We start from the raw sequence: 16,776 nt of genomic DNA, 5'->3' as shown, positions 1-16,776 counted from the left end.
AATGAGAATATCTAGATTAAAATTAAACCAATTAATAAAGATAAAAAGCTAGGAAAAATCTCCTAAAAACAACCAATAAAATACAACAATACCCCTTCATAAATTGCAGGGGTTTATTCTATTAGTTATCCCTAAATAATTAACCTTCATAACTATTAATTACTCCGTTCCGTATCGATTTTAGACTTCTAATTTCTCTAACATGGCCACATAAAATATCAACCTTTCCCCCTCTACCAATATCGCCCATAAATAATTATTTAAAACGGGAAAACTGAGATTATTAATATCAGAAGCATTCTCTAAATTCCCAAATACATATACTTCATATCTTCATCACAATAAAAATTATCTTTCTTCACCTTGATTATTAAAATCAACTCTTTCATAAAGGTCGCTAAATGTTATTTCAAAATCTAGAGCAGTTAACTTTAAACTTGACCCTTCAGATTCATAATATGTAACTTCCCATTTATCCTCAGAAGTTTTAACATACTGTTCGATATAAAACTGATATTGGTCAATCAAAATATACTCTTTAAACTCAGGAATTGACCGATAAAATTTAAACTTATCCCCTCGGTCATAATTTGCTGTTGATTTTGATAATACTTCAACAACTATTAAAGGGTTAGTAACTGTATCTGTACGACTTTGATGATAGATTGGTTGATCTTCAATTATCATAATATCGGGGTAAGTATATAAATTATAATCGGGTATCCATAAACGAACATCACCGATAAATACACGATAATTTTTGCCTTTTAAAGCAAACTTTAAGTAAGCACAAAAATTACTGGCAATTTCGTTATGATTAGTAGTTCCACCTGTCATTGATATTATTTCTCCATCTAGATATTCATGTTTATCTTCAGCATTTTCTTCTAATAATAGATATTCTTCTGGAGTATATACTTTCTTGCGTGTCTGAATTTGCATATTTTTTTCAAGAGTATTGTTATTTGGCATTGGTGAATTAGTGTATAATATTAATCTTAATTATTTAGGAGTCAACCCACCCCTCGCCCCTCCCCCTCCCAGGAGGGGGATGACCCAGTCAGAAGGAAAGAAAGAATAAGAAAGAGTAGTAGAGGGAGAAAGTTTTTTGTTTGTGCTCTTATCCGGACAAGATATCATACCTCTTTTTACCGAAAAATTGTGGGTATGCGCCTCCCCTTTTAAGGGGATAATAAGCGGTCGTTAGCGCAGCTTACCGTAGGGTGGGATGGCGATCTTCGGAGCGGGTCTGCAAGAACGGGTCTCCTCGCCATATCCAATCGACCAAGAGAAGAAAAATTTTCATTATTAGTCAATCCTCTTCTTTTCAAGGAGAGGTAATAATTAATAATTAATAATTAATAATTAATTATTAATTGTTGAACCACGCCTGTTATTTAATAAATATTAGGATTGAAGCAAAATAAAATGACTAAAAACACTAGAACTACTAAATTATACAGCAGTTTCCGAAGCTATGAGGTATAGTTGTTTTTATTCTTTTCTGTTCCCTGTTCCCTCTCTTGGTGCGCATTCCCTCTCTTGGTCAGCATTCCGCAAGCGAGCTGGCGTCGTCGCGGGGTCTGACCGCTTGCGTCTGACGCCGACGCGGGGTCGCACCGCTGTTCCCTGTTCCCTCAAACCTAAAATTTTGTACCTCATAACAACGGAAAACAGTGTATGTTTGATTGTATCATAGTTGGCTCCGGACCAGCAGGAGCAAGTGCCGCATATCATCTAGCAAAAAACGGACGTTCTGTATTAGTCTTAGAAAAAGAATCTTTACCTCGATATAAACCCTGTGGAGGTGGAGTTTCTCCCATTGTTCAACAGTGGTTTGATTTTGATTTTACACCAGCTATTTCTCTGAAAATAAATTCCATTCGTTATACTTGGAAAAAAGGCGATTTAGTAGAAGTTAACCTTAAAAATCAAGAACCAATTTGGATGGTACGTCGAGAAGTTTTTGATTATTTTATCGTTCAGCAAGCGAAAAAACAGGGAGCAGAAATTAGAGATAAAACTAAAGTTATAGGCATAGAATTTAAGAACAACAACTGGCAAGTTAATACCAATAATCAATCATTTATTGGTCGTTATTTAATTGCTGCGGATGGAGCTAAAGGTTCCATGGCAAAATGGTTGGGTTTTAACAATCGTAAACGCTTTTCAGGTGGTGCGATGGAAATAGAAGTACCAGTTGAAAATCAGCAAATTGATAGTGCTTATTTTGAGTTTGGAATGTTAAATAATGGCTATGTTTGGAATTTTCCTAAAGCTGATGGATACTCAATAGGAGTCGGTACATTTTGGCGAAAACATGGTCAAAATTTTGCAGCTTTATTAACAGAATATGCCACAATGTTTGAGGTAGATATTCAAAATATTCAGAAGTTTGGTCATCCTTTATGTTTATGGAATGGGAATCAAAAATTACATACACAAAATGCAGTTTTAGCAGGAGAAGCAGCTTGTATTGTTGACCCCTTTACTGCTGAAGGAATTCGCCCTTCTATATTTACAGGTATTAAAGCAGCAACAGCAATTCATAATTCTCTAAATGGGGATTTATTTGCTTTAGAAAAATACACTCAAATAATTAATGAAGAATGGGGTAAAGATATGGTCTGGGCACAACGTTTAGCCCAAGGATTTTCTCATTTTTCACATATTGGTTATCAAGTAGGGGTGAAGCGACCTCGTGCTACTACTATTATGACAAAAATTTTGTCTGGAGAATTACGTTATTCGGATGTAGTGGGTTCTGCTTTGCGACGACTTTGGCAAAGATAAAAATTTATTCTAAATGAAGGCAGAAGGCAAGAGGCAGAGGGCAGAAGGAAAAAAAGGAGAAAACTCAAGATAATTTTAGCATTTCTTCGGTACTGTCAGTTCTTAAATGTTATTTATAACTGACCCGTCCGTTAGCGTAGCTCCCCCGGAGGGGGAACATGATATTAAGATGTCGTAAAACTTTGGAGATTTAGTATTATACCAAGGGTGAAAAAAGAATGTTACAAATAATAAGCAGTATTAAAATAATTTGTAGGAAATATCTATAGCAGTCCTATTTTATTTGTGTATAAAAATCTTACCGCTTTTAGGGAACAGGGAACAGGGAACAGGGAACAGGGAACAGGTAGAAGTTTCAGTTTTTTTATCTACTTTTTGATTTGTCACAACTTATTTAGGATTGCTATATTGGACGAAAAAGATAAATTACTACATAAAAAATGGTATCAAACCTATTCCCATACGACTTTATCCTCCTGTATTTCCCTCCTGGGAGGGGGAGGGGCGAGGGGTGGGTTGACTCAATAGCAGTAACCTAAATATTTGTAGCAAAGATTTATCAAACTGGTATTATACCCCTCAATTTTAGCTGATAGCTGAATGGTAATAGCTAATTAGGGTTTGCTGATTAAATCTAAAAGCATTCACATATCAAGACAAGTGTCTTTTTGGGGTCGAAAAAAGTGCCTGGTTTTCAGCTCTTCACGCTCAAAAAGTTAGTATTTTAGGCTCATAGTTGGGCAGAAAAATCATTCTTACAATTCTTACTCCTACCTCCTCGCTCATTCCCATTTCTCCCCTCCTGGGAGGGGGAGGGGCGAGGGGTGGGTTGTCTCCTGATCTCCTGTCTCCTACCCTTACTAAAAGACTTTTTCAGCAAACCCTAATTAATCAATTAAATCATCTTTAATTAAAGCTTTAAAGTTAGGATTTGAGCTAATGTTAAAAAAATCAGCATCAGCTTCTGCCATTTCTCGATATGGTTGACCAGCACCTAAATTAATTGCTTGTTCTAAATTTTCAATAGCTAAATATAGCTTATCCTGTAAAGCATAACAACGAGCTTTATTATAGTAAGCCAAAGAATAATCTGACTGAATTTTTATGGCTTGGTCAAAACAAGCCATCGCCTCAACCCAATTTCCTAAATTAGATAAAGCTTGACCTAAATTATTCCAAGCTTCCTGATAGTCTACTTTTATATCTATTGCCTTCTCATAACTAATAATTTCTCTTTTAGTATTCCCCAAATAAAATAAAGTTTTTCCTTGAAAATTCCAAGCTATATAATGATTAGGCTTAAGCTTAATGACTTGTTCAAAAGAATTCAAGGCTTCCTGATACCTTCCTAATTCAAATAATGCCTTGCCTTGATTATGCCAAGCTTGGTATAAACTAGGTTTAAACTTTATTGCTTGTTTGTAATTTTCAATTGCTTCTCGATAATGTCCTAAACTACTCCAAGTATTTCCAACATTGTACCAAGCTTGATATAGATCTGGTTTGATTTTTATTGCTCTCTCAAAAGAAGTTATCGCTTCTCGATATTGTTCTAAATTATTGAGTAAATTACCTCGATTATACCAAACTAAATGAGAATTTGGTTGAATCTCTATTGCACGATTAAAGTTATTTAAAGCTGACTGGAATCTACCTATTAATTTCAAGGAATTACCTCGATTATTCCAGGCTTCATAGTAATCTGGTTTAATTTTTATTGCCTGATCGAAAGCAGTAATAGCCTGTTTATGCTTCCCCAATTTACTAAAATTTACTCCCATATTGTACCAGCTCTGATAATCATCTGGGGAAATTTTTATTCGTCCATCCATTTCATTTTTCAAGGAAGAAGAAATAAATAGCTTTAATCATTATGGTCTTGAGATTCAAAGATTTTTACTTATGTTTTAGGGAACAGGGAACAGGGAATAGGGAATAGAATAGAAATAATAAGATAAGTGTACCTCATTAGTTTGAGAAACGCTATATAAATTTGTATCAATTATTTCAAATCTAATAATCCGCTGGTTTTTAGCTTGGGGTTAAAACGAATATTTTCTTCTAAACCTCTAGTTTTTAATATTTCTAAAATATTAGCTTCAACTCGCCTAGATATATTTTTTAAGAGTTTTTCTTTAGCAACTTCATCAGTTAATGGGTCGTGATATTGTGTTGCTTCTGCTTCTGTCATTTCTTGTTTAGCATCTATTGGCTGATTCCACTTTGCTTCTGCGCCATCATTACCTATAGGTAAAGACCCATTTTCATTAATCCAAGCAGTTTTTATACCTTCTAATATAGTACGATTCGGACGTTCAATAGTTTGTACTTTTAGCCAATAGCAACTATGAGGTTGACGGACTAAGTGTTGTTTAATACTCTGATATATATCACGAGAATAACCTACAAATAGTAATTTTTTATCCCGATCAAAAATTCCATAAACACCAATTTTTCCTTGTAAAGAAATTGGTAATTTTCCTTGAGAATCAATATAAGGTAAATATTCTAATTCTGACAGTTCTGGTATTTGAATTTCGGTATTAGTCATTATTTGAGATTTTCCTGTTCAAGGGTAATGTTAATTAATTCGGAATTGATAAAAGTTGATTAATCTCTGGTGATTTTATAGATGGCGCAGAGACGGCTTGGTTGAAATATTTTAGCTTTAAACATGAAGTTGGGCGGAACGTTAATGATAATATAGTCACTGGATTCGTGATACTGCTCAAATTCTTTTGCCATTCCTTTAGGTGTTTCTTTACTATAGGGAATTGGTTGAAATATTAATTCAGTAAATTCTAATTTTTCATATGGTAATTGTGAAGTAATTTGTTGAATAAAATTTTCACTTGTTAATAATTTGAATAACATTTGTTGAGCATTTTGTTCTAACGTGAAACTACTTTCAAAGCTTTCAATAATTTTTATACCCACTTTTTTTTCCTTTTCCATCTTCATCAAATTGGGCTATGGCTGTTGAGATAGTATTGCTTCTTCCTATCAAACAGAAAATAGCCTTTACTTATATTACTATTTGTTTGATTCAACTCAACTACCTTAAAATAAATATAAAGATTTGTTAAAATAAAATTTTATCTAATAATTTATGATAAAATTTTTACCTAAATATTGTATTGTCTACTATTAGACTATAAAACCTAACATATTCAATGGGGATCTTGATTTATGGAAGACACAGAAACATCATCAATAGTTTCAAATAATTCCCAAAGTCAGCCTCATTGGCTACAAATAGCAGAATATACTGCTTTAGGGGCTTCAATTGTTGGTTCAGGTTTTGCATTAGTATGGGAAAAAATTTCGTTTGTTGCACCTCCAATAACATTGGCATTAATATTAAATTCAATTAATAGAAAAAGATTTGAAGAAAAAATACAAACACATATTAACAATGAGGTAGAAGAACTAAGAATAGATATTGATTCCGTCGATCGGTATTCAGAGAAAACACAAGAAAAAATTACTGAATTAACTCCAGAATATCCCATAAATTTTTCTCAAAATCAATCAGATTTTGAATTTAATACAATTACCAAAGAAGACTGGGACACAATAAATACTAAATTTTCAGATATTGATGAGGAATTACAATCATTAAAAGATTTAACTACAGATTTACACCAGGATTTAGGAGATAATTTACAATCAACAAATTATGCTTCTATGTCTAATAAAATTGAGGAACTACAAGGACAAGTAAATAAATTACAAGACTTAAACAGAGATATAGTTAGGCCATATTTTATTCGTCTAATTCGTGCAGTTAAACAACTACAGAAAATAATCAAGTCTTAGTTATTAGACTGTGCAGAAAGTAGACAGTTAAAAATCAGTTTTGATTTTCCTGGCTCTATAACTTTTCCCCCGTTATCTGGGCAGCAATCAAATTTATGTTTATGGCAAAATTATAATATCGAAAATTTGGGGTGGATCTAGATAAATTCCACTTCTAGAATTCTAGAAAAATTATTTTATTAATAGCTGATACTATTGTAAATCAGAAATTCACTTTTAACTAATGACTATTTTTGAAACTTTCTTGAAATTTCTATTAATAAGTTTAGCAACTATTTACACTGGTGCTTTTATGTTGCTAAGATTGCTGCAAAACCGATTGATATTTGAACCGGCACCATCGGTATTAGCAACTCCTGCTACTGTTAATCTTCCATATCAAGAAGTTTGGTTGTCAATTCCAAATTCTCACAAACAGACAGAAAAAATATCTGGTTGGTGGATTCCTCAAACTAATAGCAATTCTAGAGTTATTCTCTTTCTACACGGTGCTAAAGGTAACATGGCAGCTCGGAAAAATAGTTACAATCTCGAGCGGGTTGCTAAACTATATCAGTTGGGATTTTCGGTATTTATGATTGACTATCGGGGGTACGGTAAGAGTAAAGGACGGTTTCCCACAGAAGCTACTGTTTATGAAGATGCATTGGTAGCTTGGAATTATTTAACTCAAGAAAAAAATTTTTCACCAGAAGAAATTTTTATTTATGGATATTCTCTTGGAGGAGCGGTCGCTGCTAATCTTTGCCTTCAACAACCACAAGCAGCAGGATTAATTGCTGAAGGTTGTTTTACTTCCATTAAAGACATGGCTAAATACAGACGTCGAATCCAAATATTTCCCCTCAACTTACTGGTCACCCAAAAATTTGACTTCATTAACAAAGTAAAATTATTGGAAATGCCTGTTTTATTTATTCATGGAACAAAAGATGAAATCGTACCTGTAGATATGAGTCAAAAATTATTTGCAGCAGCAGCAGAACCGAAAAAATTACTCTTAATACCAAATGCGGCACATGACAATCTTGCTCAAGTAGATAGCGATAGCTACATAGCAACTCTACATGAATTCTTTGAGCGGGCAGTAAATCAGTATTCTAGTATTAGCCAAGAATTTATTCATTAGACATCTCTAGTAATAAAAAACAAAATCAATTATCGTACAGAAATTATCAATTATTTCTCCCTACTCCCTACTCCCTCTTTTCTGGAGATGTCTATTAGTTATTTATAGCAGAAGGAAGAAGGAAGAAGGAGAGAAGAAAAAATCTTACTTTTGGGTGGTCTCAGATTAAACCATAAAATATTCAACAAAAGGTAAAGATAAATGCTATTAATTGACCCACCTTATTTTTCTGGTTTTGAAGCTATACCATTAGAATATAAAAACAAATTATGGTCAGACGGTTTACCTTGGTATTATAAAAATGAACAAAATAAAGCAAATGCAGTAGTAATTTGTTTACATGGTTTTACTGCGACTCCTTATGAAGTTCGTCCTGTAGGAAGAGCGTGTTTAAAACTTGGTATTGATGTCGTAGCACCTCTTTTGCCCGGTCATGGTTATTCTCAGATGGCAGAACAAAAAAATGAGTTTCCTAAGATTACTAAAGACATGATGTTTGAGGCAGTACGTCAAGAAATTATTCAAGCTAGAAAACACTATGATTTTGTCGGAATTTTCGGACATTCTATGGGTGGAGCGATCGCTTTGACAATGGCAAGCGAAGGTTTAGTGGATGCTTGCACTGTGACAGCACCAGCAATTCAATTACCACTTAGAGCTGAAATTTTAATAGGTTTACTCAGTTGGGTAAATATTTCAATACCTAAAAATCCTGACAACTTTTATAATCCTAATTATCTATTTGAAAACTCTAAAGCAGCTCTGGTACTTCAGAGAATAGCTTTACATTCTCGCCAATATCTTGCTAAGATTACTTGCCCTACTTTAGTAGTTCATTCCCATAACGATCCTTTAGTTAATTCTATAGTCGTAAAATTGATTGAAGAACAAGTTAAGGGGAGTTTTGAAGCCATTTGGTTTGATGAATCTGGCCACGTTATGACACTTGATGTTAAAAGTAAAGAAGTTTCAGAAGCGATCGCTCAATTCTTAGCTAATAGGTGTTAACTAGCTATCAGCTATCAGCACTTTCCGTACCGGAATGCTCTGCAAACAGCACTTCAGCTTTTTGAGCTTGGGTTAACCCCGGCAACTATAGCGTCTCCTAGTTTAGCTATCCGTTATAAGTAACTCCTGAAAACCTTGTGGATAGGGTGGGAAGTGTGGGGAGTGTGGGGAGTGTGGGGGGCAAAAATCTTGTCTACAGTTCTCAAAAACAATGTATTTTTCAATATATTTTTCTCCTAAAAAAGATGCTCCAAGACCTACACAGAACTTGTCTATAAATGTCTACGTTTTATGTTAAGAAAGATGTTTATAAAGCATAGCTAGTTTAGGAGGGGTTGCTTACCTCCTGCTAAACGTAAAAAAAGTCCTAATGCTGAGTGCTGAGTGCTATTTAAATAAACTTTTCTTATATACAACCTACAACCTTCAGAACCTATGAATCAACAAAGTTTCACTCCAAATATTCCCCCCTATACCTGGAATCGTCCCATTGGTCTTGATTGGAACAACCCTTACACAGTGCGCTATAGCAGTAACCTCGATGACGGTCCTTGGCACGGAATGCCTCTCGGTGGTTTCGGTGCAGGTGCAATTGGTCGCTCTCCACGAGGGGATTTTAATCTCTGGCATCTCGACGGCGGCGAACACATTTATCAAAATTTACCTGCCTGTCAATTTAGCATATTTGAAGAAACAAAAGGCCACAAACAAGCTTATGCTCTATGTACCGAACCACCATCTGATGGCAGTCTCTCAACTTGGCAGTGGTATCCGAAACAAAAAGCAGGATTACATACTGGTACTTATCATGCTCTTTATCCCCGCAGTTGGTTTGTCTATGAAAATGTATTTACCGCACAATTAAGCTGCGAACAATTTTCCCCAATTTGGGCAGGTAATTATCAAGAAACCAGTTACCCTGTTGCCATCTTTGAATGGGTCGCTCACAACCCCACCGATGAACCCATCACTCTGAGTATTATGTTCACTTGGCAAAATACCATTGGTTGGTTTACCAATTCTGTGAAAATACCACAAGTGCAAGTTAGAGATGATGGTAGTCCAGTTTATGAATACAAACCACGGTGGGGAGAAAGTACGGACAACTTTAATCTATTAGTGGAAGACTTCCATCGTATCGGTTGCATAATGACTAAGTTGAGCATTGCTGATGACCCCGCAGAAGGGGAAGGTCAAATGGCGATCGGAACTTTTACTAATGCTGCTGTGGAAGTTAACTATCATACACGCTGGAATCCTGCGAGCAATGGGGAAGAAGTCTGGCGCTACTTTGCCATGGATGGCACACTCATAGATGAGTACAATGAACTACCCGCAACAGAGGGAGAACAAATTGCGGTAGCTATGTCTGTTCGTTTTACTCTCAGACCGGGGAAAACTCGGAAAATCCCTTTTTTCTTAGCTTGGGATTTACCTTTAACTGAGTTTAGCGCTGGAGTTTCATATTATCGCCGTTATACAGATTTTTATGGTCGCAATGGAAAAAATGCCTGGTCAATAATTCGCACTGCGATGAAACACTATCAGATTTGGCGCGAGAATATTGAGACTTGGCAAAACCCGATTTTGCAACGGGAAGATTTGCCTGGTTGGTTTAAGATGGCTTTGTTTAACGAACTTTACGACCTCACCAGTGGGGGGACTCTCTGGAGTGCTGCGGATGATCGCGATCCTAAAGGTCAGTTTGCTGTCCTGGAATGTTTGGATTATCGTTGGTATGAGAGTTTGGATGTGAGATTATATGGTTCTTTTGCTCTGTTGATGTTGTGGCCGGATTTGGAAAAATCCGTGTTGCTAGCTTTTGCACGGGCGATTTCAACTGCGGATGATACACCGAGAATTATTGGTTACAATCAAGCATCGGCAGTCAGAAAAAAAGCTGGAGCAACTCCCCACGATTTGGGGGCACCTAATGAGCATCCTTGGGAAAAGACTAATTATACCAGTTATCAGGACTGCAATCAATGGAAGGATTTGTCTAGTGATTTTGTGTTGCAGGTTTATCGGGATTTTCTGTTGACTGGTGCAGATGATTACGAGTTTCTCTGGGAATGTTGGTCTGCGGTGGTGGAGACAATAGCATATCTTAAGGATTTTGACAAGGATAATGATGGTATTCCTGAAAATGAGGGAGCGCCGGACCAAACCTTTGATGATTGGCAGTTGCGGGGGGTGAGTGCTTATTGTGGTGGGTTATGGTTAGCTGCTTTGGAGGCAGCGATCGCTATTGGGAAAGTTTTAATTGAGCATCCGAGAGAAATTCCTTATTATCCACCTCAAGGTTTTCAGTCTGAGGTCGATAAAAATTCTGTGGATGTTATTAATAATCAAATTTCTGTTTATCAAAGTTGGTTAGAAAAAGGATTAGTTGTTTATCAAGAAAAGTTATGGAATGGGGAATATTATCGTTTGGATAGTGATAGTAATTCGGAAGTAGTAATGGCGGATCAATTATGCGGTCAATTTTATGCTAGATTATTAAGTCTGCCGGATATTGTACCTAATGAATGTGCTTTATCTGCTTTGAATACTGTCTATAATTCTTGTTTTAAAAAGTTTCATAATGGCAAGTTTGGAGCAGTTAATGGAGTATTGTCTGATGGTTCTCCAGAAAATCCTAATGCTACCCATCCATTAGAAGTTTGGACTGGAATTAATTTTGGTTTAGCTGCTTTTATGGTGCAAATGGGAATGAAGGATAAAGCTTTGGAAATAACTGAAGCGGTGGTGCGACAAATTTATGAAAATGGTTTACAATTTCGCACCCCAGAAGCTATTACTGCTGACGGAACTTTTCGAGCTAGTCATTATCTCAGAGCAATGGCAATTTGGGCGATAGGTTTTTAAATCAGGAGTCAGGAGTCAGGAGTCAGGAGTCAGAATTTTCAATTCAAAAGTCAAAAGTTTGAATTTATAATTTAGGAGGTTTTGAAATTCAAAATTCAAAAGTTAAAAGTTAGAATTTATAATTTAGGAGGTTTTGAAATTCAAAATTCAAAAGTTAAAAGTTTGAATTTTCAATTCAAAAGTCAAAAGTTTGAATTTATAATTGAGGGGGTTTTGAAATTCAAAAGTCAAAAGTTAAAAGTTTGAATTTTAAAGTCAAAAGTCAAAAGTCATAATTTAGGAGTCAAAAGTTTAAATTTTAAAGTCAAAAGTTTGAATTTAGAATTTTAAAGTCAAAAGTTTGAATTTAGAATTTATAATTTAGGAGTCAGGAGGTATTTGAACTATTACATTTTTAAATTCATAATCCCTGTTCCCTGTTCTCTCTTTTCTGGATATTTCTAATAATTATAATTATGAAAAAGAATAGCATCCCTTAATATTTCTAACTTCCTTCTTCCTTCCCTCTTTCTTCCTTAATATTTCTAACTTCCTTCTTCTTGATTCTTCCCTCTTCCTTAATATTTCCAACTTCCTTCTTCTCTCTTCCTTCTTCTTTCTTCTCTCTTCCTTCTTCCTTCTTCCCTCTTCCTTCTTCCTTCTTCCTTCTGAAAATTATGAAAATAGTTACTTGGAACGTAAATTCAATTAGAACTCGTCAACAGCAAGTTATAGAATGGTTACAAACAAATCCTGTGGATGTTCTCTGCTTACAAGAAACCAAAGTTATTGACCAAGATTTTCCGCGATCGCCCTTTGAAGAATTAGGCTATCATACTTATATTTCTGGTCAAAAATCTTATAATGGTGTCGCAATTTTTAGTCTTTCCCCAATGCAAGATGTTAGTAGTGGGTTTGCACCTATTTTAGGTGAGGATAAAGTGGGAGATTTTGACATACAAAAACGGTTAATTACTGGGATAGTAAATGATGTCCGTATTCTAAATCTTTATGTTCCTAATGGTGCTAGTGTCGGCAGTGAAAAATATGATTATAAACTTCATTGGTTGAAACTTTTGCAAGAATATATCAAAATTGTTATTGACAAATCACCCAACTTGTGTATGTGTGGAGATTTTAATATTGTCCCAGAAGACCGAGATATTCACGATCCAGAAGGTTGTAAAAATTCTGTGGGATTATCGGATGCGGAACGCCAAACTTTACAAGAAATTCTCAAATTGGGATTAGTAGATGCTTTTCGCCAGTTTACCAGGGAAGGAGGTCACTACAGTTGGTGGGACTATAGAGCAGCAGGTTTTCGCCGTAACCGTGGTTGGCGTATTGACCATCATTATCTGAGTTTGCCCCTTTCTCAAAAAGCCACAAGTTGTATAATTGACAAGTCTCCAAGACAATTACCAAAACCTAGCGACCATACACCAGTTATTGTGGAATTTTAAAGGAAGGAAGAAGGAAGGAGGAAGAAGGAAGAAGGGAAGATTGAAGCAATAATTAGGTAATTATAGAAACCATTTCCTTTATAGCAATTTCCATAGTTATGAGGTACATTTACGATCCCCCTAAATCCGCCTTAGAAAGGGGGACTTTTTCCTTTATAGCAATTTCCACAATTATGAGGTACATTTACAATCCCCCTAAATGCCCCTTAGAAAGGGGGACTTTGAAAGTTCCCCCCTGATTAAGGGGGGTTAGGGGGGATCTAAAACTATACCTCAATTATTTATAGCTAATACTAAGTTTTTTATTTGGTAAATTTTTCAATTGAACTATTAATAACTAACAAAAAATAATTATGTTTTTAGTAACAGGAGCAACCGGAGACTTAGGGCGAAGAATAATCAGAATATTGAGAGAAAGAGAAATATTAGTCCGTGCTTTTGCCAGACTAAATTCTGCTTATTCTGAATTAGAAAATCGTGGAGCTGAAGTCTTCATAGGCGACTTAAAAATAGACAAGGATATTTACAAAGCTTGTCAAGGAATTGAATATATTATTAGCGCTCATGGTGGGGCGAGTGATGTTCAAGCAATTGACTACCGAGCTAATATTGAACTGATAGATTGTGCGGTGAAAGTTGGTGTTAAACATTTTGTATTTATCTCTGTCTTAGGAGCAGAAAGAGGATATGAAGATTCACCTACTTTTAAGGCAAAAAGAGAGGTAGAAAAATATCTCAAAACGAGTGGATTAAATTATACTATTTTGCAACCTTCTGGTTTTGCTTCTAATTTATTACCACTGGCAGAAAGATTTAAAGATACAGGAATTTATCTACTTATTGGAGATGACAAAAATCGCACTTCAATAGTTAGTACAGATGATTTGGCAAAAATTGCTGTGGATTCTGTTTCTGTACAAGCTGCTTGTAATCAAATTTTGCCTGTAGGTGGACCAGAAATTATTTCTAGAGGAGAAATTTCTCAGATATTTAGTAAAGTTTTTAACCGGGAACCGATAGTTATTAATCCACCTTTATTTGTATTTGATGGATTACGAAATACTGTAGGATTGTTTAATTCTGAGTTACAAAAAAGTCTAGGTACTTTAAGAGTATTATTGGCAAATGAATTTTTCTGCACTCCAGAAGAAATTGAGAATTTAGAGACAATATTTGAGATGAAAATGGAATCTGTAGAGAGTTTTATTCGCCGAAAAATGGGAGTGTGAATAAAGTAGGGACGTTACGAAGTATGTGCAAGCAAACGGCCGTTCGCCCTAGATATATTGGTTTTGCGTAAATTCTGAAAATCTTAAACAATAAAAAATAGGGATAGTGCTGCATTGTAATTATTTTTGTTAGGAAGCACGACAGTGGGAGCATCTTGCTCCCGTACTCGTGGACAGGATGTCCGTACTTTACAGCACTTTTCAGATTGATGACCTCACGTCACTACCAAAATCTTGTAAGGGCGTTAGCGGCAGCTTTGCGCTAGCAAATGGCCATTTGCTGGCGCATAACTATCGTTAACGCCCCTACTGTGGTCTACCGAAATGAAAACCGCTGCAAGCATTGGTTGTTCCTATCTAACATTACTATGCAGAACTATCAATAAAATGATTCAAGCGATCGCTAAAAACTGAAAACCATGCAAATTCAACAACAAAAAAACTATACCCCCACAGAATATTTAAACTTTGAAATTAACTCACAACAACGACACGAATATATCAATGCTGAAATTATTCCCATAACTGACGGTACTCCAAATCATAATCAGATATCTCTCAACTTCAGCACAGCTTTAAACTTTTCTCTCAAAAGTCAACCATATCGAGTTTTTGTCGCAAACCAAAGAAAATAACCAGGAATTGAAATTTTTAAACTTATTTCTAGCTCTCCAAGTAAAATCATTAATCCTAAAGGAAGAACAGACAAAAGTTCTTTGACTCGCAAAACTGCCAAATCAAAACCCTGAGTATCTCCTATTGCCACAACTTCTGCGGAAATATTATTTACCAATACATTTTCCTCTTCACCCACATCCTCAACAACATGAGCGCAAGTCAGCAAATAAGTGTAATTTTCTTCTTGATAAAAAGCAAATCTAGTACCAATAATATCTGCTTTGAGAGATTTATCACTAGCACTGTTAATTAAAACAATATATTTTTCTAACTGTCCGTTCATTCTTTTATTCTTTAGTAATATAAAGATTAGCTTTTCCCTGAAAATTAAAACCAAATTTTACCTCATTCTACTAGCTCGCCTAGCTTGAAAATGTGGTTAAATTTTAGAAAATATAGACCTCTCCCCCCTTGGAAAGGGGGGTTGGGGGGGATTTTAGCGTTGGGTTTTACTCACAATTTTAGTTTAGACGAGCTACTACCTTTAAATCTTACTACTAGACCGAAACAGTTAATTTGCTCAGTTATTATTGGTGCGGGGGCGAATTTATCTCATCATTTGTCACCCCCATTAATTTAACCTGGAACCAGACCCTAATACTAGACTGAAACAGTTAATTTGCTCAGTTATTATTGGTCGGGGGCTGGTTTATCTAATCATTTCTAACCCCATTAATTTAACGCGGAACCAGACCCTAATACTAGACCGAAACAGTTAATTTGCTCAGTTATTATTGGTCGGGGGCTGGTTTATCTAATCATTTCTAACCCCATTAATTTAACGCGGAACCAGACCCTAATACTAGACCGAAACAGTTAATTTGCTCAGTTATTATTGGTGCGGGGGCTGGTTTATCTAAATCATTTCTAACCCCATTAATTTAACGTGGAACCCGCCCCTACTTTTGTAACATTTTAGGTGGTCATGCCACTACTTTACTTCTGCTCTCTTCCTTCCTTCCTCTAAAGTGTGATATTCAACTAAAGATGATATAAGCAGCAACAAATTTTGATATTATTTAGATACCTCAAGTAGTTATTAAAAATTCAAAAAATGGAAAAACCTGCAAAAAATCAATATCCAATTAATGAGTTATTAAAACAACGTTGGAGTTCTTTAGCTTTTGCTGACAAAATGGTTTCCTCAGAAGTATTACTTTCACTTCTAGAAGCAGCAAGATGGTCTCCTTCTTGTTTCAATGAACAACCTTGGAGTTTCATAATTGCTACTAAGGAAAACCCCACTGAATATGACCATCTTTTTAGTTGTATTGTAGAAGGAAATCAACCTTGGGCAGGTCTTGCTCCTGTATTAATGTTATCCGTTGCGAAACTTTCTTTTGACAGAAATAATCAACCAAATAGACACGCTTTTCACGATGTAGGTTTAGCAGTTGCCAGCTTAACTTTTCAAGCAACAGAAATGGGTTTGAGAGTTCATCAAATGGGAGGTTTTGATGTTGATAAAGCACGGGAATTATATAAAATTTCAGCAGAATATGAACCAGTAGCAGCTATAGCTATTGGTTATCCAGGAGAACCCGATATTTTGCCTGAGTCTTTACGAGAGAGGGAACTTTCTCCCCGCAGTCGTAAACCGATAAATTCTTTTGTATTTACTGGAGAGTGGGGTCAAACTGCTTCATTTATCTAATTTTTAAAGAAGCGAATTGAATATTCGTCATTCCTGTAAGTTGGGTTGACGTAGGAAACCCAACAATAATAACGCCCGTGTTGGGTTTCTTTCCTCAACCCAACCTACTAACTAATAACTGACTATAGGGTAGGGCGATCGCCCTACCCAAAATTA

The 16,776-nt window shown here is 35.5% G+C and carries 14 protein-coding genes; 9 read left to right on the top strand and 5 right to left on the bottom strand.

The annotated features are described in order from the left end of the window. Positions 1–348 precede the first annotated feature (348 nt). On the bottom strand, positions 349–972 hold the full coding sequence (locus tag F6K27_RS02090) for a Uma2 family endonuclease (RefSeq protein ID WP_353735917.1): 624 nt from the start codon (positions 970–972) through the stop codon (positions 349–351). A gap of 708 nt (positions 973–1,680) precedes the next feature. Between F6K27_RS02090 and F6K27_RS02085 the strand changes: the two genes are divergently transcribed. Further along, positions 1,681–2,793, top strand: coding sequence for a geranylgeranyl reductase family protein (locus F6K27_RS02085; protein WP_124146815.1), 1,113 nt, complete (start codon positions 1,681–1,683; stop codon positions 2,791–2,793). A gap of 887 nt (positions 2,794–3,680) precedes the next feature. Here F6K27_RS02085 and F6K27_RS02080 read toward each other — a convergent pair. From F6K27_RS02080 to F6K27_RS02070, 3 genes are all read right to left on the bottom strand, one after another. Further along, complete coding sequence (locus F6K27_RS02080) at positions 3,681–4,625, bottom strand: tetratricopeptide repeat protein (protein ID WP_287275316.1); 945 nt, start codon at positions 4,623–4,625, stop codon at positions 3,681–3,683. Between the two features lie 170 nt (positions 4,626–4,795). Then, a complete protein-coding gene (locus tag F6K27_RS02075; protein WP_124146817.1) occupies positions 4,796–5,344 on the bottom strand; it encodes a GIY-YIG nuclease family protein in 549 nt (182 codons plus the stop codon). Between the two features lie 59 nt (positions 5,345–5,403). Continuing rightward, a complete protein-coding gene (locus F6K27_RS02070) occupies positions 5,404–5,748 on the bottom strand; it encodes a hypothetical protein (RefSeq protein WP_375339663.1) in 345 nt (114 codons plus the stop codon). A 234-nt stretch (positions 5,749–5,982) separates the two neighbouring features. Here F6K27_RS02070 and F6K27_RS02065 point away from each other — a divergent pair, with 234 nt between their 5' ends. The 7 genes from F6K27_RS02065 to F6K27_RS02035 all read left to right on the top strand — a co-directional run bounded on the left by F6K27_RS02065 (position 5,983) and on the right by F6K27_RS02035 (position 14,923). Beyond that, positions 5,983–6,612: a hypothetical protein gene (locus tag F6K27_RS02065; RefSeq protein ID WP_287275318.1), complete on the top strand. Its 630-nt coding sequence runs from the start codon at positions 5,983–5,985 to the stop codon at positions 6,610–6,612. 223 nt (positions 6,613–6,835) lie between these two features. Next, complete coding sequence (locus F6K27_RS02060) at positions 6,836–7,741, top strand: alpha/beta hydrolase (protein WP_287275319.1); 906 nt, start codon at positions 6,836–6,838, stop codon at positions 7,739–7,741. A gap of 201 nt (positions 7,742–7,942) precedes the next feature. Beyond that, positions 7,943–8,749 (top strand): carboxylesterase, encoded by an 807-nt coding sequence (locus tag F6K27_RS02055; protein WP_287275320.1) that lies wholly within the window; start codon positions 7,943–7,945, stop codon positions 8,747–8,749. 435 nt (positions 8,750–9,184) lie between these two features. Continuing rightward, a complete protein-coding gene (locus tag F6K27_RS02050) occupies positions 9,185–11,617 on the top strand; it encodes a GH116 family glycosyl hydrolase (protein ID WP_287275322.1) in 2,433 nt (810 codons plus the stop codon). A gap of 656 nt (positions 11,618–12,273) precedes the next feature. After that, entirely contained in the window at positions 12,274–13,059 is a 786-nt protein-coding gene (xth, locus tag F6K27_RS02045) for an exodeoxyribonuclease III (protein ID WP_287275324.1), read from the top strand. 353 nt (positions 13,060–13,412) lie between these two features. Continuing rightward, positions 13,413–14,288, top strand: coding sequence for an SDR family oxidoreductase (locus F6K27_RS02040; RefSeq protein WP_287275326.1), 876 nt, complete (start codon positions 13,413–13,415; stop codon positions 14,286–14,288). 419 nt (positions 14,289–14,707) lie between these two features. Then, on the top strand, positions 14,708–14,923 hold the full coding sequence (locus F6K27_RS02035; RefSeq protein ID WP_287275328.1) for a Uma2 family endonuclease: 216 nt from the start codon (positions 14,708–14,710) through the stop codon (positions 14,921–14,923). Here F6K27_RS02035 and F6K27_RS02030 read toward each other — a convergent pair. After that, positions 14,884–15,249 carry a hypothetical protein gene (locus F6K27_RS02030; RefSeq protein ID WP_287275330.1) on the bottom strand — a complete coding sequence of 122 codons (366 nt, stop codon included), beginning with the start codon at positions 15,247–15,249 and terminating at the stop codon, positions 14,884–14,886. The genes F6K27_RS02035 and F6K27_RS02030 overlap by 40 nt on opposite strands. 771 nt (positions 15,250–16,020) lie before the next feature. Here F6K27_RS02030 and F6K27_RS02025 point away from each other — a divergent pair. Further along, positions 16,021–16,620 (top strand): nitroreductase family protein, encoded by a 600-nt coding sequence (locus tag F6K27_RS02025; protein ID WP_287275332.1) that lies wholly within the window; start codon positions 16,021–16,023, stop codon positions 16,618–16,620. The last annotated feature ends 156 nt before the right edge of the window (positions 16,621–16,776 follow it).

The organism is Okeania sp. SIO2F5 (assembly GCF_010692685.1).
Taxonomy (GTDB): domain Bacteria; phylum Cyanobacteriota; class Cyanobacteriia; order Cyanobacteriales; family Microcoleaceae; genus Okeania; species Okeania hirsuta.
The sequence above is the reverse complement of the archived record's forward strand: the minus strand, read 5'-3'. Positions and strand labels throughout refer to the sequence as shown.